Here is a 20,176-nt window from a genome sequence, read left to right as displayed (position 1 = left end):
CCAAGGAGGAGGACGCGCAATGGGCACGTCAGTATCGCCCAATCCCGGATCAAGCGGCGCTGCATCAATCGCCGGTCCCCTCGAGGGCATCCGGGTGGCGGACTTTTCCCGCGTTCTCGCGGGACCCTATGCGTCGATGATGCTCGCCGATTTCGGAGCGGACGTCATCAAAGTGGAAAGCCCTGCCGGGGATGACACCCGGTCCTGGACGCCGCCCGTCGACGAGCACGGCGTCGGCACGTACTTCTCGAGCGTGAACCGGAACAAGCGCTCGGTGGTGTGTGACCTGCGGACTGACGAGGGCCTCGCGCGGGCACGGGACATCGCGCTGAGCTCTGTCGTGATCATCGAGAACTTCCGGCCCGGCGTGATGAAGAAGTTCGGGCTGGACTACGAGACGCTGCACGCTATCAAGCCCGACCTCATCTACTGCTCCATCACCGGATTCGGTTCGACGGCGGGGGCTCACCTTCCGGGGTATGACCTGCTGGTGCAGGCGGTCGGCGGGCTGATGAGCGTGACCGGGTCGCTGGACTCGGAGCCGAGCAAGGTGGGTGTGGCGCTGGTGGACGTGGTGACCGGGCAGAACGCTGCGCTCGGAATTCTCGCGGCGCTGCGGCACAAGGACGCCACCGGGCAGGGGCAGCGGATCGACGTAAACCTCCTGTCGTCGCTGCTGGCGGGGCTGGTAAACCAGGCGTCGAGCACGCTGGCCACCGGTGAGGCGCCGCAGCGTATGGGGAACGCGCATCCGTCGATCGCGCCGTATGAGACGCTGAAGACCGCCGACGGGCCGCTCGCCGTCGCCGTCGGAACGGACCGGCAGTTCGCTTCGCTCGTGCGGATCCTCGGGGTTCCTGAAATGTCCGACGATGAGCGATTCAAGACCAACACCCAGCGCGTGGCCCACCGCGACGAGCTGAAGTCGCTCCTCGAGGAGCAGCTCGCCAAACGTCCCGCGGCCGAGTGGTCCGCCGTCCTGTCCAAGGAGGGCGTCCCGGCCGGGAAGGTGAACTCCATTGTGGAGGCGCTGCAGCTGGCCGAGGAGCTGGGACTTGATCCCGCCGTCGAAATGGCCGACGACGCCGGCCCGCGCACCAGTCACCAGGTCGCCAATCCGATCCACCTCTCCGAGACTCCTGCGAGCTACCGGCGCCTGCCGCCGCTGCTCGGCGAACACAACGATGCGACCTTCGCGGCGCTTTCGACCATCACCAGCGGAAAGTAGTAGAACCATGACTGTTGACCTTCTGTCCATCGACTCGCTCCTGTCGCAGGAGGAGCTTGCGCTGCGTGCCTCTGTGCGGGAGTTTGTGCAGACCGAGATCAAGCCGAACATCGCCGAGTGGTATGACAACGCGGTGTTCCCGCTGGAGATCGTGCCGAAGATGGCCGAGCTGGGCGTGCTCGGCATGCACATCAAGGGGTACGGCTGCCCGGGCCGCAGCTCGGTGGAATACGGTCTGGCCGCACTCGAGTTGGAGGCCGGCGACTCCGGCCTGCGCACCTTCGTGAGCGTGCAGGGGTCGCTGGCGATGAGCGCGCTTGCCAAGCACGGCTCTGAGGAGCAGAAGAACGAGTGGCTGCCGCGCATGGCCAAGGGTGAAGTGATCGGTTGCTTCGGGCTGACGGAGCCTACTTCCGGATCGGATCCCGGATCGATGACGACGTTCGCCAAGCGCGACGGCGACGCCTGGGTTCTGAACGGCGCCAAGCGCTGGATTGGGCTGGCTTCGGTGGCGCAGATCGCGATCATCTGGGCGATGACCGACGACGGTGTCCGCGGCTTTGTGGTGCCGACCGATACGCCGGGCTTTGTCGCGACGCCGATCACGCAGAAGCTGTCAATGCGGGCGTCGATTCAGTGCGATATCGAGCTGACCGATGTGCGGCTACCTGAGTCGGCGATGCTGCCGAAGGCTAAGGGGCTGCGCGGTCCGTTCGAGTGCCTGAACGAGGCGCGGTACGGCATTATCTGGGGTGCAATGGGTGCGGCGCGGGACAGCTACGAGGCGGCGCTGAACTACTCGAAGGAGCGGCTGCAGTTCGGCAAGCCGCTGTCCGGGTACCAGCTGACGCAGCAGAAGCTGGTGAACATGGCGCTGGAGATCAACAAGGGCATGCTGCTGGCTCTGCAGGTGGGCCGGTTGAAGGATGCCGGGACGCTGGAGCCGTACCAGATCTCGGTGGGCAAGCTGAACAACTGCCGCGAGGCGATTGAGATCTGCCGGGAGGCCCGGGCGATGCTCGGCGGCAACGGGATCACCCTGGACTACTCGCCACTGCGGCACGCAAACAACCTGGAGAGCGTGCGCACATATGAGGGCACCGACGAGGTGCACACCCTGATCCTGGGCAACCACATCACCGGGACGCCTGCGTTCCGATGAGCGACTCCTCCCCCGAACCCACCGGCCTCCGCCGCGGCCTCACGAGCTACGGCGACGCCGAGTTCTCGCTGTTCCTCCGGAAGGCGTTCATCAAGGGCGCCGGGTATTCGGATGATGCGCTGGACCGGACCGTCGTCGGAATCGTGAACACCGGCAGCGGCTACAACCCGTGCCACGGCAATATGCCGGCGCTGGTTGAGGCCGTGAAGCGCGGCGTAATGCTGGCCGGTGGGTTGCCGGTGGAGTTCCCGACCATCTCGGTGCATGAGAGTTTCTCCTCCCCCACCAGCATGTTCCTGCGGAATCTGATGTCGATGGACACGGAGGAGATGATTCGGGCGCAGCCGATGGACGCCGTCGTGCTCATCGGCGGGTGCGACAAGACCGTGCCGGCGCAGCTGATGGGTGCGGCGTCGGCGGGTGTGCCGGCGATTTCGCTGGTCACCGGGTCGATGCTGACCGGTGGCTACCGCGGCGAGCGGGTCGGTGCGTGCACCGACTGTCGCGCGTTCTGGGGCAAGTTCCGTGCGCAGGAGATTACAAAACCAGAGGTCGACGACGTGAACTCCCGCTTGGTGGGCAGCGTCGGCACCTGCTCGGTGATGGGGACGGCGAGCACCATGGCGTGCATTGCCGAGGCGATGGGGATTGCGTTGCCGGGGTCTGCTTCGGCTCCGGCCGTGACGGCGGACCGGGTGCGTATGGCCGAGCGCACCGGCACGCAAGCTGTTGCTCTGGCTACTGGTGGTCTTGCACCGTCCTCGATCCTGACGCCTGCTGCTTTTGAGAACGGGCTGCGGATGCTCCTGGCGATCGGCGGCTCCACGAACGCGATCATTCACCTAACCGCGGTGGCCGGTCGGCTCGGCATCAAGCTGTCCCTCGATGAGCTGGACCGGATGAGTGCCGAGACGCCGGTGCTGGTGGATCTGAAGCCGTCAGGCAAGTACTACATGGAGGACTTCCACCGTGCCGGTGGGGTTCCAGCCGTGCTGCGCGAACTGGGTTCGCTGATCAACCGCGATGTGCTCACCGTGACCGGCCGGACGCTTGGCGAAGAGATCGACGACTCCGGTCCGGGCTTCCCGCAGGACATCATCCGTCCGCTGTCGAACCCGATCTACCCGCAGGGCAGCCTGGCGGTGCTGCGCGGGAATCTGGCGCCGGGTGGGGCGATCATCAAACAGGCGGCTGTATCCCCCGCGTTGCTGGAGCATTCCGGGCCGGCCGTGGTGTTCGAGAACGCGGCCGATCTTGCTGCCCGGATCGATGACCCTGCTCTCGATGTCACCGCCGATTCCGTTTTGGTGCTGAAGAACATTGGGCCCATGGGAAACCCGGGTATGCCGGAAGCTGGCTATTTGCCGATTCCTAAGAAGCTTGCCGCGCAGGGCGTGAAGGACATGGTGCGGATCTCGGACGGCCGGATGTCTGGAACCGCGGCCGGTGCTGTGGTGCTGCACGTGACGCCCGAGTCTGCTGTGGGTGGGCCGCTTCGGCTGGTGCGGACCGGTGACAAGGTCACGTTGAGTGTGAGTCGGCGGTTAGCGCAGCTTGAGGTGCCCGAGGAGGAGCTGGTGCGGCGGGAATCGGAACTCGGGCCAGCGTCACCGACGATCCCGACACGCGGCTACCGGCGTCTCTACGTGCAAGAGGTAACCCAAGCGGACGAGGGATGCGACTTCCGGTTCTTGCAGAGTGCGCCGCTGGGGCCCCAGGGCTAGTTCTCAGGTTCGTCGATTTCGCCGACGACTATGGGATTCAGGTCGACGAGATCCGTTTCGGTCGCCGGTCGATTTGGTGGACATAGGCCCATCATCGGGCAATTCGTTGGGGTAGGTGGAAGCGTCAACCGAAACTTCAGCTGTCCGAGCAGTCCTCTCGACCAAGACGTACATTTGTTACTGAATCACCGCTGGCACCTCAGGGGCGTAGGTGAGATTCATGAAACGGGCTGAATGATTACTTGAGATGGCTATAGGAGCTCCGTTGAGGATGACCGCTAATCAACGCGAGACACTCCATCAGGGAGCCAACCGTAGTTGTTCAGTTCTCGTTGCGCCCTTCGAGCTTGTTTGCCAGATTCGCTAAGTTGTCGGAACTGGGACGGCTCAATCCAAGCCAGAACGCTCTCCTTCACCGACGCGATGAATGACGCCAATTGTCCAAAGATGGCGAAGGTGTCCAAAGCTGTCAAAAGGACCTGGTCCCGTACGGACTGGCGAACTACGAGCCAAAATACGATCACACTGATGTAGACCAGGATGGCTGTTGCGGCATCGACCCGTTGCTTTTGAGTGCCGTGAGGGTGTGCGCCATAAGCGAAAGCGCCCAGAACAACAACAAACGGTACTGCGGACAGCAGGAAAGGAAGGAACTGATCCGAACCTGAAATCCCAAGCCAAGCGGCAATGACGACGGCACCTACACCTATCGAGACGAGCATCTTTAATTGGTGGTCAGAAGCACCGTTCTCCCACTTTTTAGAGTCGTCGATGTTGGCTTGTTTCTGCAGTTCGCGGTAACGCTCGAGGGACGCTTGCTGCCGAGCAGGGAATGTTCGCTCCAGCTCTTCTCTTGCGGCTTTGACCGCACTTTGCTTGTGTCGTGGCACTGATTTCCTAAGGTCGACGCTTCCAGCGGCTCGCTGCTGTGCTATTGAACAAGCAACAGCTCGTGACGGAAAGCTTGACATACTGCGATGACTTGCCGCGTGTATGAGTTCCAGCCGTTGGCTCAGGGAACCCGAGCCGACGAAGTACCATCCACCGTCGCGGTCCCCGGCATGTCAGTGTTCGGCGTACCCGCGCTGCCACCCACAGGCTGCAAAGGCACCCGGCGCGCCCGAGGAGAGCGCCGCGTCCGGTTCAAGCGGCCGTAGACCAGGTACATCACAGTTCCCATCACCAACATCAACAGGACGGTATAGACGAAGGTGTTGCCGATCGCTTCCACTGAAGCTCCGCCGTCGGTATTTGCCTTGATCTGCAGTCCCAGCGGCTGGTACAGGGGGTGGGCCAGGAAGACCGCGGTGTCATAGTCATCGAGGAGGTTGTTGAAGTTGAGCGCCGCCACCGCCGCGGCCGCGGGCAGCACTGCCGGCAGCAGGATTCGCCGGAAGGTGTAGAGAGTTCCTGCCCCCATGATGGCAGCAGCTTCCTCCATCGACCCGTTGACCGACGAGAACGCGGCCTTCAGCATCCGCAGGGTGAACGGAACCTTCACGATGACGAACGCAATCAGCAGAATCACAACCGTACCGCTGAGCACGAAACCGCCGACCAGCGGATTCGGCCGGTCATAGGTAATGAGCAGCCCGAGGGCAATCATCGCGGCCGGCAGGATCCAGGGAATGTGCAGCAGATACTCCAGCCCGCTCATCAGCCAACCGCGGTACTTGAGCATGAGCCGGGTAACGAAAAGCAGGCCACCGACCGAAATGATGGCCGCGAGCGCGCTGTACACAATGCTGACGATGAACGGCTTTAAAGCGGACTGCTGTGACAGCACACGAACATAGTTATCGAGCGTGAACCGGTCGAGCGTGAGCACACCGGTGCTGATCGCCGCACTGTCCATGAAGGAATACAGAACAACCAGCGCAAGGGGAAAGACGTAGATCAGGAAGAGGAGATAGGCCGCCACGTGCACCGCGATGTTCGCTCCGCGATGCCCGATGGGCTGCTTCTGCAAGGGTGCGGCGACCTTGGCCACGGAGTGATACGTACCGCCGCGCTCGAGCCGGGTCATGACCGAGAGCATGGCAATCGTCGCGACGCCCAGGACAAGGGCCAGCAGCGCGGCGAGGTCCCGCGACGTCGTGCTGTTCGCGAACGTGAGGATCATCGGCGTGATCGTTTCGAAGTCCTGGCCACCGAGTACCTGCGGGGCACTGAGCGCACCCAGACCGGTGAGGAAGGACAGAATCGTCACGGCGAAGATGGTGGGCTTCAACGTGGGCAGAACAACCCGGCGCAGAATAGTCCAGGGCGACGCTCCCAAATTCCGTGCCGCTTCCACGGTCTGGTAATCGACGTTCCTGATAGCAGATCCCAGGAAGAGCATGTGGTTTGTAGTCGTCGCGAAGGTCATCACGGCGAGGACCGCGAAGAACCCCTCGAACCAGCTTCGGTCCATGTCCGGAAAGAAGCCCGCCAGGAACTTCGTCACGATGCCGTCCGCACCGTAAATGAACTTGTACCCGGCGGCAAGGACTATGCCGCCGTAAATGAACGTCGTTGCATAGCCCAACCAGAGGACCCTCGCGCCGCGGATATGGAAATACTCGGTCACCAGCACAATGAAGATTCCGACGGCGTTCACCGTTATGGCCAGTGCCACAGCCAGCAGGAAACTGTTGGCCAGCGACGTCATGGCGCGCTCGGAAGACAACAGCTTCTCGACGGCGCGGCCGCTGAACTGCCCATCAGGGAAGAATGTCTGGATCAGCAGGTTGGCATTCGGCCACAGAAGAAACGCCGCGATGAACCACACCAGCACCGTCATGGTGATGATGACGGCGGGTGAGCGCAGCATCCGGCGCGTCGAGCCGGTCACGCCGTCCCCGCGTACTGCAGCACGTGCGCCGGATTGATTCGCACTCGCACTTCCTCACCGAGGGTGAGGCCGTGCCGTCCGTCTTCCTTCACGAGGACCTTGACGTCAGCATCGTGCATTCGGACCGTGTAGCGGCTGTGTTGGCCGTGATAATTGCGGGCGGTGATGCGGCCGCTCACAGAGACGCTGCCGTCGTCGTGCATGTGACTGTCCCGGCCCGGAAGATCCAGTGCCGCCTTCTCCACGCGTAGATAGGACAGCCGCGCGGGATCCAGTGGAGATCCTGGGGTTGATTCGTTGAGACGGTGAATCAGTGCGGGAGTGAGCGAGGAGGAGTCACCGATGAAATTGCAGACAAATTCACTCGCCGACGCATCGTAAATCTCCTGCGGCGTTCCAATTTGCTCAACCTCGCCCTTGTTGAAGACCGCGATCCGGTCGCTCATGGTCAGGGCCTCGTCCTGATCGTGGGTCACGTAGACGGTAGTGATGCCGAAATCGGACTGGAGGGCCTTGAGCTCACCACGGAGCTGATGGCGCAGCTTGGCATCCAGGTTGGAAAGCGGCTCGTCCAGCAGCAGGATCTTCGGTTTGAGCACAAGCGCACGGGCGATCGCGACGCGCTGCTGCTGCCCGCCCGAAAGTTCCGACACTTTCTTATGCAGCTGATCCCCCGACAACTCCACCCGGGCGGCCATATCCTCGACGAGGCGATCCCGCTCTGCACCGGACGTGCGACGAACCTTCAGGCCGAACGCGATGTTTTCCCAGACGCTCATCGACGGGAAGAGGGCGTAGTTCTGAAAGACCATGCCCACTTCCCGCTTGTCGCTCGGCACGGTCGTCACGCGGCGGCCGTCGACGAAGACGTCGCCGGCGGACGGATCGACGAACCCGGCGAGCGTGCGTAGCGCCGTGGTCTTGCCGCAGCCTGACGGGCCGAGCAGGGTGAAGAATTCCCCCGGTTCGACGTGCAGGTCGAGGTTGTGGATCGCGGTGAACCCGTCGAAGGTTACCCGGATGGAGTCGAAGCGAATCACTGCATGTATTCCAGTTCGATCTTCTCAACCCAACCGGCCAGGTTCTCTTCAACAAAGGTCCAGTCGATGTCCTGATGAGTGAACTGCTCGTCGAACTCGATGACCTCGGGCTTGGCCTGTTCCAGCGCGCTCTCGTTGACGGGCAGCGAGTTGAACTCCTGCGCCCACGCCCCCTGCACCTCGGCGCTGCCGAACCAGTCGATGAACTCCTGTGCCTGTTCCTGCTGGTCGGTGCCCTTCACGACGGCGACCTGCTCGATGGCGTACGGCACGCCGATTTCCGGTGCGACGGCGCCGGAGGTTACGTCATAGGCTTCCTCGCGGCCCGGAATGGACGACGACGGCATCTGGCCGAGGTCGACCTCACCCTCCGCGAAACGGGCGAATAGGTCAAGATCCTTCACTGCCGGAACGCCGTTGTTGAAGTACTGCTCGATCTGGCTCCAGCCCTCTTCGCTGACGCCCAGCTCGCCGCTGTCGTCGCGGTGCCGGCTGAGAATACCTGCCATCACGAGCTGCGTTGTAGCAGCGCCCATACCGGTGACGCGCTCATAACGGTCCTTGTACTCGTCCTCAGTCCACAGTTCCGGCCAGTCCTTCGGAGCTTCGTCCGCGCTCATAGTGTCTGCGTTATAGGCGAGGACAATTGCCTGTTGCACGAGCGGCCAGTAAGCCTTGTCCTCCGCGGGATCGGCGAGCGATTCATCGACCTCACCGGACCATTCCGGCGTGTAGGGCTCGAGAACGTCTTCCTTCTTCAGTTGCTCGTAATAGACGTTGTTCAACCCGTAAACGACGTCGGCGATCGGGTTGTTCTTCTCAGCGATGAGCTTGTTCGTGGCATCGGCTCCACCGGCTCCGACGATCTCGATGTCGAATCCCGCCTCGGCCGCCTCCGCTTGCAGCCACTCCCCACGGCCTTCGGAGTTTGAGTTCGTATAGACGACCAGCGTGCCGGCCTCCGCGGAACCATCACCCTCCGCCGCGGTGTCACCCTGGCCGCACGAGGTCAGTAGGAATGCGGCACTAATGGCTAGGGTTACGGCACTCAGGGGTTTTCTCACGATTGGTTCTCCTTCTTGGCGTTGCAATGTCCCGGGTCAGGGGACGTCAACGTTCCCGGACCAAGGTGAACTGTTGCTACAGGCTACCTGAACGGCAGGGTAACAGTGGGAGCGCTGAGCGTGGACTGGTGACAAGTCGCGAGGATCGACCGATGCGACCAAAGTGGTACGCTTTCATGTACCACTAAGAAGGGGCTGGCTAATGTCCGCAATCACTGCAACAGACGCTCGGCGCAACCTGTTCGGACTCATCCAGCAGGTCAACGAGGACCATGCTCCGGTCGAGGTCGTGTCGAAGCACGGCAACGCCGTCATCATGTCCAAGGACGACTACGACGCGATCACCGAAACTGCCTACCTGTTACGGCATACCAAAGGAGCGGAGCGGCTGCTCGCGTCCCTGGACCGCGCCCGGCGCGGCGAGTTCGAAACTCACGAGCTCGACGAGGCGTGAGTCGCCAGCTCGCATTCGACCGGAACGGGTGGGAAGACCACACCTACTGGCAAGGCCAGGACAGAAAGACGCAGAAGCGAATCAATCTGTTGATTCAGGACGTCTTGCGAGACCCGTTTACCGGCACCGGCAAACCCGAGGCGCTCAAGCACATCTTGTCGAGCGCCTGGTCCAGGCGAATCGATGAGGCGAATCGCCTCGTCTACCTTGTGACCGACACGCACATCGTCGTGTTGCAGGCGCGCGACCACTACTGATCCGGAGCATCGCGGACCAGGCGCCTGGTAGTAGAAATTCCGGCGACCTCCACTGATTCAGGCCATTGACACCCAACCCACATAGTGCGACGATCCGCTGGTGGCGGAGAAGCTGGCGGCTGCAAGCCCGCGGCTCGTGCGTCGTGCCGCAATAACAATCGGCGTGCTCGTCACCGTTGTGCTGGTCTTCGCAGCGATCCGTGTGGCGTCGGACTGGCCGAACATCCTCGCCGCAACCACACCCGACGACGACTTCAGCGAACGGTACGTCGCCTACCCGTGGCTTGCGTACCTCCATATCGCGCCGGGCATCGTCTTCCTCCTGGGAGCGCCGCTGCAGCTGTCGCGGCGTTTCCGCACCCGGCACTACGCCGTACACCGGCGGCTCGGCCGGGTACTGCTTACCTGCGCCCTTCTATCCGGACTGTTCGCACTCCTCTTCGGCATCCCGCATGCCTGGGGAGGCGCTCCCGAGTCCATTGCGACTGTAGTGTTCGGCTGCTGGTTCCTGGCCTGTCTCGTGCTCGCGTTTCTGGCCATCCGGCGCGGTTATATACCGCAGCACCGCCGCTGGATGATCCGTGCGTTCGCCGTCGGGATCGGCGTTGGCACCATCAGGATCTGGGTCGGAATCTTCGAGGGCATCGAACAGGCAGCCTCCGGAGGGACAACGCCAGCCACACCGGACCCGACGATGTTCGGCATCGCCTTCTGGCTTGCCCTCTCGATGCACGTCGCCGCTGGCGAATGGTGGCTGCGCCGCACCCCCGCCTTGACAGGATGAGCACCAACGGAGCTGTGCCGAACGGCATCTCGATCGTTTCGATGCCATACAACTCACCCGATGCGGCCAAGCTGATCGAAGGATTGCAGGACGAGTACGTACGTATCTACGGTTCCCGGGATGACACCCCAGTCGACGCGGACCAGTTCACGCCGCCCAGAGGAGGCTTCGCCGTCGGCTACTTTGACGGCACCCCCATTGCCATCGGCGGCTGGCGACTGCACGACGACGGCCGCGCCGAACTCAAACGCATGTACGTAGCGGAAGCTCACAGAGGAAACGGGTACTCCCGAGCCATGTTGCAGTGGCTGGAGCGATCAGCAGCGGCAGCCGGCGTTAACGTCATGGTCCTCGAGACGAACCAACAACACCCCGCCGCGTTGAACCTGTACCTGTCAGCCGGCTATCAACCCGTACCCTCTTTCGGGTACTACGCGGATGATCCGGGATCGGTCTACCTTGGGCGTGATCTGAGGCACTGAGAAACGGATACCAGGCTTAGCCCGACGCCGCGTCTGGTTCGGCAGACACCTCACCGAACGACCTTTTCGAATCCGGAGGCACCCTCGCCAGTCCAGCGGTAGAGCACCAGTGTGGCTGCTTCCTGCTTATGGCCGCTGGAGTGGTCATCAAAATCACGGGCGACGTAGAAGTAGCCGTCGCCGATTGGTTCGATGCCGACGTCGGACTTGAATTCCCAACCATAGATTCCCGTGGGCTCGTGGTGCAGGCCCTGCTGCAGGAGAGGCACCACCAGTCCGGTTTCCTTGGTGGACTGCCCTTCGATGATTTGCTCCTGAGGCGCCGCGGTCCCGTCCACCACATAGAGAGTCCGGTTCGGGTACTCGGGTTTGCTGCCACGGTAGACACCCATGTACCAGAGGTTGCTGTCGTCGTCGTAGCTTAGGTTCTGCACACCATAGTGCGTGTTGCCGGTATGGATAAAGTATTTGGCGTCCTCGTCGGCGGGGCCGGAAGTATGCGGGTCAGCCTGAGTCAGTGGGCGTTCGTACTTCTTCCAGCCGGAGATATCGTACTGCAAAAGCACCTGGTGGTCGTTGTCGGAGCGCGCGTTATTGCGGTAGACGCCGTAAGCGACCATCAGTTGCTGCTTGCCGTTCTTCTTTCCAAACTCCGGGCCGAAGGAGACACCGTCGATGCCGCTGGAACCGTACCGGTGGTCCGCCGTATTGCCGGTGTTGCCGTCGAACCGGCCGTCACCGTTCATATCGGCGGTATAGTCCTCGACAACTTCCTCGAGATAGATAGCGGTAACGATGCCCGAGTCCTCAGCGTCCATGCCCACCTCGGTGATTTGGTCGACATCGAAGATCGCAATGTAGAAGGATTTCTCGGCCTTGTACTCCAGCGAGCCGTAGACGCGGCCGTCCTTCGTGTTGAAGTCCAGATCCCCGAGGTGGCCGGTGAACCCTTCGACCGTCCCGACGACGTTGCCTTCGAGGTCGGTCTTGACCAGCATGTCCGTGAACGAATGATAGACATACCCGTTCTTTTCGTCGATCGCGATGCCCTGGATATGCCCGGCGTCCCAGGACCCGGAGTCGATGCTCAACGGATAGTTCTCAATGGCGTGCGGTGCTTCGGCATGGGCCGCAGGCGCCTGCGGCTCGGCCGGTGCGGCGCTGGCTGGGGCGGCGATGCCCAGCCCTGCCGCTAATGCGATGGTTGTAGCGAGCGGTGCAATACTCTTCTTCACGGCGGTGATTCCTAGGATTCGGTGGGAGCGGTTCGTTGGCATTCACCTCCACCCTGCTTGCCCGGCAGAAACGTTCGCTTGTGAGCGTGTGAACAGCAATCAAACTTCCGGTCAACCTTCGCGATCATCATCTTGAGACTTCGCCGAGAACGGCTTGTGAGCAGACGTCAAGAGCCCCAGCGGCGACACATGAGGACGTGTCGCCGCTGGACCTCAGGGTGCGTTCGGTTACTAGATCAGTGTTGCTGACCGGGCAAAGAGCCTGTCCGTTGCGATCTGCGCGCCGCGTCCCAATGACTCGAGCTTCGCGGCAGCAATCTGCGGATGAATCCTGCCGCCCAGACCGCAGTCGGTGGAAGCAATGACATTCTCCCGCCCGACCAGTGAAGCAAAGCGTTCAATGCGCTGGGCAACCAGTTCGGGGTGCTCGACGACGTTGGTCGCGTGCGAGACGACGCCTGGAACCAGCACCTTCCCGGCCGGAAGGTTCGTATCCTGCCATAGCGCCCACTCATGCTCATGGCGAGCGTTCGCGGCCTCGAAGGAATACGATCCGGCGTTAATCCCCAGCACCAGATCGACGATGTCCTTGAACTCGATGTCCGTGGTGTGCGGACCGTGCCAGGAACCCCAGCAGATGTGCAGCCGGACCTGCTCCTCGGGAAGCCCCCGAATGGCGTAGTTCAACGCCTCGGCTCGGATTTGGGTGAATCGCTGGTAGTCCTCGACGCTGGGCTCCGGATTGATCTGGTCCCAGTTCTCGGCAATCGAGGGATCATCGATCTGCACGATCAGCCCTGCTTCGACGATCGCCTTGTACTCCTCGCGCAGGACATCAGCCCATGCGTAGATGAACTCTTCCTCCGTGGCGTAGTAGTCGTTGCCGATCCTGCTCGCTGATCCCGGCGAAAGTGCCGTAATGAACCCGGTCGGGATACCCGCAGCGCCCAACCCCGACTTCAGGTTCGCGATGTCGCTGGCGAGCGCCTCCTGCCCCGTATACGAAATGGGCCCGGTAGCGGACGGGAAAGCAGTGGCATTCTTGCCGATCTGAATGCCACTTTCGGGATCCTGATACGCCGCTGCAAAGCGGGTCCAGTCGCGTCGGTCGGCGAAAGAAGTCAACCTGATCGCGCCGGGTTCGCTGCGGACAGGTTCTGCGAGGATCGGGTTGAAGTCCGTCAGCTCGAGGCCCGCGGTGCGCTGGAAGCTGTAGGTCCACCAGGCGCCGTAATCGACCGCGTTGGACATCGCCTTCCCGTACTCGCCATCGCCCGGGATCGTGATCCCGAGGTCCTTCTGCCGCTGGACCAGGTCGATTACCGCTGCGGTGAGCAGGCCCTCGAACTCGGGGGTCCGCTCCAGGGTGAAGCCGTCCTCGGCGAACGTGCGTGCGGCGTTGGCCTCGATGAGTTCGGGGCTGCGCGGCAGTGAGCCCGCGTGGCTGGTGGGGATGCGATCAAGTGTCATGAAGCTTTTCCTTCCATCGGTCCTACCATTAGCACCTTTCCGGACAGGGAAATCCGGGGGAAGCTGCAGCGTCACGGAGGCAGGTCTCTCAGCTGCTCTGGATGGTGTGGCTTAGGGCTCTAAATCCACCGGTAACGTAGGCACGCCCCCTCCACAGCCGAAACTGAGCACCATTCGGAGAGGCTATTCACCATCATGGACGGCAACGCCGTCGCTCACGAAAACGTGACGTAATGGACCCGACTTCCATCGGCGGCCACTTCCGTACAAGCCGCTTCACCGGCCCTTTCAGTCCTCCCTTCAGCGCACCGTTTACTAAACGTTCACGGATCACGCAAACGTTTGCGTAGTGTGGGTGCCGCAGATCACGAAACCGTTTACGTAAACCGTTTGCGCTCAGACACGGGAGGAGGACTATGACGACTATCAGGGACGTTGCGAAGGACGCCGGTGTATCGGCGGCCACTGTCTCGCGGGTCGTCAACGGCCTCCTGGGATACTCCGAGGAAACGCGGCAGCGCGTCGAGGAAGCCGTGCTCCGCCTCAACTACGAAACCGACTTCATGGCCCGTGGCCTTAAGACGCGGCAGACCTCGGTGATCGGGCTCCTCGCCCCCATGGTGTCCGATGCGCTCGCTTCAGAGGTTATGCGCGGCGTCGAGGAAGCCGCCCGCGAGCACGGCTACGCCGTCATGCTCGGTCGGACAGGATCACAGTCGGTTTTCATCGACGGTTACCTACGAACCCTGCGCACCTACCGGGCCGCTGGCGTCATCCTGATCTCCGCGGTCATCACCCAGGAGATGCGACAGCTCCTCGGCCCAAATATCCCGGTCATTTCGGTCGCAATCAGCGACAGGTCCGGTTCCCCAAGCGTCTCAATCGACGACGAGCGGGCTGCCTACGACGCGACGCGTCACCTGCTGTCCCTGGGGCATCAGCGGATCGGTTTGCTCGCCGGGGACCCGACGTCGATCTATGTCGCCCATCCAAGGCAACGCGGTTTTGAACGGGCTATGAACGAGGCAGGCCGCAAGCCCGTCGTGGCACACGGAACCTTCTTCTACGACAGCGGCGCCGCCGGCCTCGATGACCTGCTCAGGCAGGAGCCGAACCTCACCGCAGTCTTCGCCGTGAGCGACGAGATGGCCGCCGCCGTCGTCAACGAACTACAGGAGCGAGGACGGCGCGTCCCAGATGACGTCTCGGTGCTCGGTTTCGACAACACCTCAACGTCCCAGCACGTCCACCCTCCCCTCAGCACCGTCGCTCAGCCCCTCGAAGACATGGGCAAGACGGCGGTTAACAAGATCCTGCGCGCCCGTGACCTCGGACCGCGAATCATGCCGCACTCCATCATTTCCCGCGGCAGCACCAGTCCACGCCATCAGTAACACCGACCCAGAACCAGCAGTCCCCCACTCGTAAGGAGCACAAATATGAGGCAACGACGCCATTCCCGGCAGATCCTCCTCGGAACAGCAGCACTGACCATTTCCGCCCTCGCACTCACTGGCTGCGGCGGAAGCAATGAATCCGGCGGCGAGGCAGAACAGCAGCAGGATGCAGCCGCTGCATTCGAAGGCCGTGGACCCATCAACTACGTTTCGTCCCGAGACGCCTCCGGCGCCGCACAGGACAGCATCGACAAGTGGAACGCGGAACATCCGGACGAGCAGGTAACGTTCATCGAACTGCCCGATTCCGCGGATCAACAGCGCCAGCAACTGGTGCAGAACGCCCAGATCGAGTCCGATACCTTCAGCGTCCTGAACCTCGACGTCGTCTGGACCTCGGAGTTCGCCGCGAACCGATGGATCCTGCCGCTGCCCGAAGACGCTCTGCCGACGGAATCGATGATTCCAGCGACGGTGGAGGCCGCGTCCTACCGCGACACGTTGTACGGCGCCCCGTACTACACCGACGGCGCCCTGCTCTACTACCGTACTGATCTCCTTGAGGCTGCCGGAGTGGATGCTCCTCCTGCCAACTGGGAGGAAATGACGGCTGCATGCGACAAGGTGCTCGCCCTCCCCGAGGCTGCAGACATGTCCTGCTACGCCGGGCAGTTCGATAAGAACGAAGCCCTGACCGTAAACTTCACCGAAGCCGTCGGTTCCGCCGGCGGCCAGGTGTTCGACGCCGAGGGCAACCCGACAGTAGACACTCCGGAAGCACTCGCCGGCCTCACTCAGCTCACCGAAGCATTCGACGAGGGGCTTGTCCCCAGTGACGCCATCACATACCTCGAGGAGCAGGGCCGCCGCGCCTTCCAGGAAGGCGAGCTCGTCTTCCTGCGCAACTGGCCCTTCGTCTACTCCTCGCTCACCGCGACGGACGGCTCCAGCGACGTCGTCGACAAATTCGGTATCAGCGCCGTTCCCGGCATCGGAGATAACCCCGGTGTCTCCACCCTCGGCGGCAGGAACCTCGCAGTGTCACCCTTCACGGAGAACAAGGCAACGGCCCTCGACTTCATCAAGTTCTTCACCAGCGAGGAAGAGTCAAAGGCGCGCTTGGACAAGAGTTCACGTGCTCCCGTCTACCCCTCGCTCCTTGAGGACCCGGCCGTCGTCGAAGAGCGTCCGTTCTATCCCACGCTCCTCGAATCCCTCGAGAATGCGCAGCCGCGTCCCAAGGTAGTCCAGTACGGCGCGACGACGACTGCCATCCAGGAGGAGGCCTATGCCGCCCTCACCGCAGAGAAGACTCCCGAGCAGGCTCTCGCCGATATGCAGGCGAAGCTCGAAGAACTGTCAGCCGAATAGTCGGCGGCGCGGTGGCCGTCGCACGCACGTGTGGCGGCCACTGGCCCGGCCTCGTTTCCACGAAACCCCCTCAGTGAGGACCCCATGAGTACCAGTACCCCGGCGCCCCCGCGCCCGCATGCTCCGGGCGGCCCGCTCCCCCGCAAGCGCAAGCCCGGTACCCGCAGCCCAGGCGAAGGGAGGATGGCGGCACTGCTGCTCTCCCCCACCCTGCTGGTGCTGGCACTGGTCATTGCCTACCCCCTCATTTCCGCCCTTTACCAGTCGCTCTTCCGCGAGGAATCCGGACTGGACGAAAACGGGTTCGTCGCCGAGGGCGAGAGCTTCGTCGGGCTCGCGAACTACACCGATATGTTCGTCGGCGAATCCGGCGCCCGATTCCTGAACGCGCTCGCCAACACCACCTTCTTCACCATCACCACCGTCACGCTTGAGACGGTGCTCGGCCTGTGCCTCGCCTTGGCAATGAATCGGGCGTTCAAGGGGCGCGGCCTGCTGCGAGCCAGCATCCTTATTCCGTGGGCCATACCCACCGCCGTCTCCGGCCTGCTCTGGCGCTGGATCTTCCAGTCGGACGGCATCGCCAACCACCTGATCGGAAGTGAAATCCTTTGGACCGCCGAGGGATTCCAGGCGAAGGCCGCGGTAATCATCGCGGAAGTCTGGAAGACAGCACCGTTTATCGGGCTGCTCGTCCTGGCCGGCATGCAGGTCATCCCCGAGGAAGTGTACGAGGCCGCCCGCATCGACGGCGCCGGCTGGTGGCGCCAACTGGGCTCCATCACGCTCCCGCTCGTGAAGCCGACGCTGCTTGTCGCCGTCCTCTTCCGGCTTCTTGATGCCCTGCGGATGTTCGATCTTCCCTTCGTGCTAATCGGCCCCGGCAAGCAATCCGTGGAGACCCTCTCCATGCTGGCCTGGGATGAGTCGAACCAGCTGCGCTACGGATCGGCGTCGGCGTTCGCCATCATCCTCTTCCTCTATGTGGCCCTCATTGCGATCGTCTTCGTGAAGCTGCTCGGCGCCGATGTCGCCGGAACCAAGGAGGTGCGCACCCTCCGCAAGGGCGGCCGCACCCGGAAGGCAAAGGCCCTCTAATGACCCAGATTCCCGTTCTGACACCCACGGAAACACCCGACGACGCCCCGCAGCGCAAGCTCAAAAGACGCGGTTGGAAAACCTACCTCACCTACGTCGGTCTCGCGGCGATCTTCGTCTACTGCCTTGCACCGTTCTACTGGATGCTCGTTTCCAGCTTCCGCCGCACGGCAGACATTTTTGAAAACAGTCCTATTCCCCAACCGTTCTCGGCCGAGAACTACATCAAGGTGTTCGACGGCGCCACGCTATTCGGCAGGGCCCTCGTCAACAGCTTGATCGTCGCAGGCATCACCACCACGGCAGCGCTGGTGCTCGGCATCTTCGCGGCGTACGCCATCTCGCGCTTGAACTTCCGGTTCAAGTCCGTGATTCTCGGCGTCATTATCGCGACGTCGATGTTCCCCGGTATCTCCGTGGTCGTGCCTCTACTGCGTCTGTTCACCGACATCGGATGGATCAACACCTACCAGGCAATGATCGTGCCCAACCTGTCCTTCGCCATCCCACTCGCGGTCTGGAACCTCACCACCTTCATGAAGGCACTGCCCTTTGACCTGGAAGAAGCGGCGATGATCGACGGCTGCACGAAGTGGCAGGCGTTCCGAAAGGTGCTGCTGCCGCTGGCTGCACCAGGCGTCTTCACGACGGCGATCCTCACGTTCATCCATAGCTGGAACGAGTTCATCATCGCGCTGTCAATGATCAACGATCCCAATCTCCAGACCGCCACGGTCGCCATCTCGAAGTTCACCGGAGCCACTGAGTTTCAGGCGCCCTTCGGAGAGCAGATGGCAGCCGGTGTGATCGTCACCGTTCCCCTGGTCATCATGGTGCTCATCTTCCAGCGGCGCATCGTTGAAGGCCTCACCTCGGGAGCCACCAAATGAGTGGCTCAACGGAGGAAGGGCAGAAGCCCCGCTGGTGGCAGGACGCGGTCATCTATCAGGTTTATCCGCGCTCGTTCGCGGACGGCGACGGCGATGGAGTGGGCGACCTCGCCGGCCTGCTGACCCGCCTGCCGTACATCGCATCGCTCGGTGTGGACGGCATCTGGATGACACCGTTCCAGCCATCCCCGCAGGTGGATCAGGGCTACGACGTCAGCGACTACTGCGGCGTCGATCCGCTCTTCGGAACCATGGCGCAGTTCGATGAACTGCTCGCTGCAGCTCACGCACTGGGGCTCCGAATCTTCCTCGACGTGGTGCCGAACCACTGCTCCTCCGAGCATCTCCTGTTCCAAGCCGCGGTCGCCGCCGGACCCGGCTCTCCCGAGCGGGCGATGTTCCACTTCGCGAAGGGGCGCGATGCTGATACCCCGCCGAACAACTGGCAGAGTGTCTTCGGCGGTCGCGCCTGGAGCCGGGTGAACCCCGGCTCGGACACAGACCAGGAATGGTACCTGCACCTCTTTTCCCCGGAGCAACCGGACTGGAACTGGCGCAACCCGGCGGTAGGCGACTACTTCGAGGACGTGCTGCGGTTCTGGTTCGACAAGGGAGTGGACGGGCTTCGCATCGACGTCGCACATGCGCTCTTCAAAGCTGACGGGCTCCCTGACGCCGCTAACGCTGACTCAGTGGTCGACGGCCTGCGCTCCAACCTCCACGTATCCGACCAGGAGGAGGTGCACGAGGTGTACCGGCGGTGGCGCAGAGTCGCCGACTCATACTCCCCGGAGCGTGTGCTCGTCGGCGAGGTGAACCTTGACCCGGACCGCGCCGCCCGTTACACGCGGCATGATGAGATGCACCAGGCGTTCGCGTTCGCTTTCGTGAAACTGGGTTGGAATGCCGCTGCTTGGGCAGCCGTGGGTACCGAACTAGAAGCAGCACGCAGAGAGCACGGGGCAGCTCCCACCTGGGCTCTCGAGAACCACGACATCGTTCGCTCCGTCACACGGTTCGGCGGAGGTGAGCGGGGAGCAATGCGAGCACGTGCCGGCCTGCTCGCCGTCCTTGGGCTCCCCGGCGGCGCGTACATCTACCAGGGCCAGGAACTCAACCTGCCCGAGGTCGATGTACCGCTCGACGCTCGGGTGGATCCGATGTGGCACCGGGGCGGGGTGTCCCGCGACGGCGCCCGCATCCCGCTGCCCTGGACGGTAGATTCGGGCGACACTTTCGGCTTCTCCTCCCCCGGAGCGCCGGCGCCCTGGTTGCCGACGCCGGAAGCGTGGGGGTCGCGGTCCGTGGAAGCGCACCTGAATGACAGCGGATCCACCCTGCACCTCGTCACCACTGCCCTCGAATTGCGGAAGCAACTCCGTGAGAAAGAAATCCTCGCGGCCGACGACGGCGGCACTTGGCGCGTCGAGAACGGTGGGCTACTGATCTGCGAGCGCGGAGACCAGTTCCTGCTCGCCGTCGCCATGGGCGATGATGCGTGCCACCTTCCGGACGGGAACGTGGTGCTGGCCTCGTCACCACTGACCCCAGAGGGGCTCCTCCCACCCGACGCCGCGGCCTGGGTTCTCAGAAACTAGTACTTCGCAGACGACGGTGGCACCAAGCTCACTGCCCAGGCGGCGAGTTAGCAGACCGAGCCTTCAGAGACGACATGCCTCAAAGGCAG

The 20,176-nt window shown here is 62.7% G+C and carries 18 protein-coding genes; 12 read left to right on the top strand and 6 right to left on the bottom strand.

The window, feature by feature from the left end; genetic code table 11:
* Positions 1 to 19: 19 nt before the first annotated feature.
* From Q0877_RS05335 to Q0877_RS05325, 3 genes are read left to right on the top strand one after another with little or no spacing between them, the layout of a single operon-like run.
* Positions 20 to 1,228, top strand: a complete 1,209-nt coding sequence (locus tag Q0877_RS05335) for a CaiB/BaiF CoA-transferase family protein (RefSeq protein WP_299166301.1) — start codon at positions 20 to 22, stop codon at positions 1,226 to 1,228.
* Positions 1,229 to 1,235: 7 nt separating this feature from the next.
* On the top strand, positions 1,236 to 2,390 hold the full coding sequence (locus Q0877_RS05330; RefSeq protein WP_299166300.1) for an acyl-CoA dehydrogenase family protein: 1,155 nt from the start codon (positions 1,236 to 1,238) through the stop codon (positions 2,388 to 2,390).
* Positions 2,387 to 4,114 carry an IlvD/Edd family dehydratase gene (locus Q0877_RS05325; protein ID WP_299166298.1) on the top strand — a complete coding sequence of 576 codons (1,728 nt, stop codon included), beginning with the start codon at positions 2,387 to 2,389 and terminating at the stop codon, positions 4,112 to 4,114. The genes Q0877_RS05330 and Q0877_RS05325 overlap by 4 nt, the downstream gene beginning before the upstream one ends.
* Positions 4,115 to 4,392: 278 nt before the next feature.
* On the opposite strand, the gene Q0877_RS05320 is transcribed toward Q0877_RS05325, so the two are convergent.
* The 4 genes from Q0877_RS05320 to Q0877_RS05305 all read right to left on the bottom strand — a co-directional run bounded on the left by Q0877_RS05320 (position 4,393) and on the right by Q0877_RS05305 (position 9,051).
* A complete protein-coding gene (locus tag Q0877_RS05320) occupies positions 4,393 to 5,004 on the bottom strand; it encodes a hypothetical protein (RefSeq protein ID WP_299166296.1) in 612 nt (203 codons plus the stop codon).
* Positions 5,005 to 5,126: 122 nt separating this feature from the next.
* Positions 5,127 to 6,947: an ABC transporter permease gene (locus Q0877_RS05315; protein ID WP_367182130.1), complete on the bottom strand. Its 1,821-nt coding sequence runs from the start codon at positions 6,945 to 6,947 to the stop codon at positions 5,127 to 5,129.
* Positions 6,944 to 7,987, bottom strand: a complete 1,044-nt coding sequence (locus Q0877_RS05310; RefSeq protein ID WP_299166295.1) for an ABC transporter ATP-binding protein — start codon at positions 7,985 to 7,987, stop codon at positions 6,944 to 6,946. The genes Q0877_RS05315 and Q0877_RS05310 overlap by 4 nt, the downstream gene beginning before the upstream one ends.
* A complete protein-coding gene (locus Q0877_RS05305) occupies positions 7,984 to 9,051 on the bottom strand; it encodes an extracellular solute-binding protein (protein ID WP_299166293.1) in 1,068 nt (355 codons plus the stop codon). The genes Q0877_RS05310 and Q0877_RS05305 overlap by 4 nt, the downstream gene beginning before the upstream one ends.
* Positions 9,052 to 9,253: 202 nt before the next feature.
* Here Q0877_RS05305 and Q0877_RS05300 point away from each other — a divergent pair, with 202 nt between their 5' ends.
* From Q0877_RS05300 to Q0877_RS05285, 4 genes are all read left to right on the top strand, one after another.
* Positions 9,254 to 9,505, top strand: coding sequence for a type II toxin-antitoxin system Phd/YefM family antitoxin (locus Q0877_RS05300; RefSeq protein WP_299166292.1), 252 nt, complete (start codon positions 9,254 to 9,256; stop codon positions 9,503 to 9,505).
* The gene (locus Q0877_RS05295; protein ID WP_299166290.1) at positions 9,502 to 9,762 is read left to right on the top strand and encodes a Txe/YoeB family addiction module toxin; all 261 of its coding nucleotides are present in this window, start codon (positions 9,502 to 9,504) and stop codon (positions 9,760 to 9,762) included. Before Q0877_RS05300 ends, Q0877_RS05295 begins: the two co-directional genes overlap by 4 nt.
* Positions 9,763 to 9,862: 100 nt before the next feature.
* Positions 9,863 to 10,546, top strand: coding sequence for a DUF2306 domain-containing protein (locus tag Q0877_RS05290; RefSeq protein ID WP_299166289.1), 684 nt, complete (start codon positions 9,863 to 9,865; stop codon positions 10,544 to 10,546).
* The gene (locus Q0877_RS05285; protein WP_299166288.1) at positions 10,543 to 11,028 is read left to right on the top strand and encodes a GNAT family N-acetyltransferase; all 486 of its coding nucleotides are present in this window, start codon (positions 10,543 to 10,545) and stop codon (positions 11,026 to 11,028) included. The genes Q0877_RS05290 and Q0877_RS05285 overlap by 4 nt, the downstream gene beginning before the upstream one ends.
* A gap of 50 nt (positions 11,029 to 11,078) precedes the next feature.
* Here the strand turns inward: Q0877_RS05285 and Q0877_RS05280 are convergent, their stop codons facing one another.
* Together Q0877_RS05280 and Q0877_RS05275 are read right to left on the bottom strand one after the other, a co-directional pair.
* Positions 11,079 to 12,263, bottom strand: coding sequence for a hypothetical protein (locus tag Q0877_RS05280; protein ID WP_299166286.1), 1,185 nt, complete (start codon positions 12,261 to 12,263; stop codon positions 11,079 to 11,081).
* Between the two features lie 231 nt (positions 12,264 to 12,494).
* Positions 12,495 to 13,733, bottom strand: coding sequence for a cobalamin-independent methionine synthase II family protein (locus Q0877_RS05275; RefSeq protein WP_299166285.1), 1,239 nt, complete (start codon positions 13,731 to 13,733; stop codon positions 12,495 to 12,497).
* 416 nt (positions 13,734 to 14,149) lie between these two features.
* On the opposite strand from Q0877_RS05275, the gene Q0877_RS05270 reads away from it, so the two are divergent.
* The 5 genes from Q0877_RS05270 (at position 14,150) to Q0877_RS05250 (ending at position 20,087) form a co-directional block, all read left to right on the top strand.
* Positions 14,150 to 15,127 (top strand): LacI family DNA-binding transcriptional regulator, encoded by a 978-nt coding sequence (locus Q0877_RS05270; protein WP_299166283.1) that lies wholly within the window; start codon positions 14,150 to 14,152, stop codon positions 15,125 to 15,127.
* A 45-nt stretch (positions 15,128 to 15,172) separates the two neighbouring features.
* Complete coding sequence (locus Q0877_RS05265; RefSeq protein WP_299166282.1) at positions 15,173 to 16,501, top strand: ABC transporter substrate-binding protein; 1,329 nt, start codon at positions 15,173 to 15,175, stop codon at positions 16,499 to 16,501.
* Between the two features lie 84 nt (positions 16,502 to 16,585).
* On the top strand, positions 16,586 to 17,599 hold the full coding sequence (locus Q0877_RS05260; protein WP_299166281.1) for a carbohydrate ABC transporter permease: 1,014 nt from the start codon (positions 16,586 to 16,588) through the stop codon (positions 17,597 to 17,599).
* Complete coding sequence (locus tag Q0877_RS05255) at positions 17,599 to 18,489, top strand: carbohydrate ABC transporter permease (RefSeq protein WP_299166280.1); 891 nt, start codon at positions 17,599 to 17,601, stop codon at positions 18,487 to 18,489. The genes Q0877_RS05260 and Q0877_RS05255 overlap by 1 nt, the downstream gene beginning before the upstream one ends.
* Positions 18,486 to 20,087: an alpha-amylase family glycosyl hydrolase gene (locus tag Q0877_RS05250; protein WP_299166279.1), complete on the top strand. Its 1,602-nt coding sequence runs from the start codon at positions 18,486 to 18,488 to the stop codon at positions 20,085 to 20,087. Before Q0877_RS05255 ends, Q0877_RS05250 begins: the two co-directional genes overlap by 4 nt.
* Positions 20,088 to 20,176: the final 89 nt, after the last annotated feature.

This window comes from uncultured Arthrobacter sp. (genome assembly GCF_947495145.1).
Taxonomy (GTDB): Bacteria; Actinomycetota; Actinomycetes; order Actinomycetales; family Micrococcaceae; genus Arthrobacter_D.
This window is presented reverse-complemented; position numbering and strand designations above follow the sequence as displayed.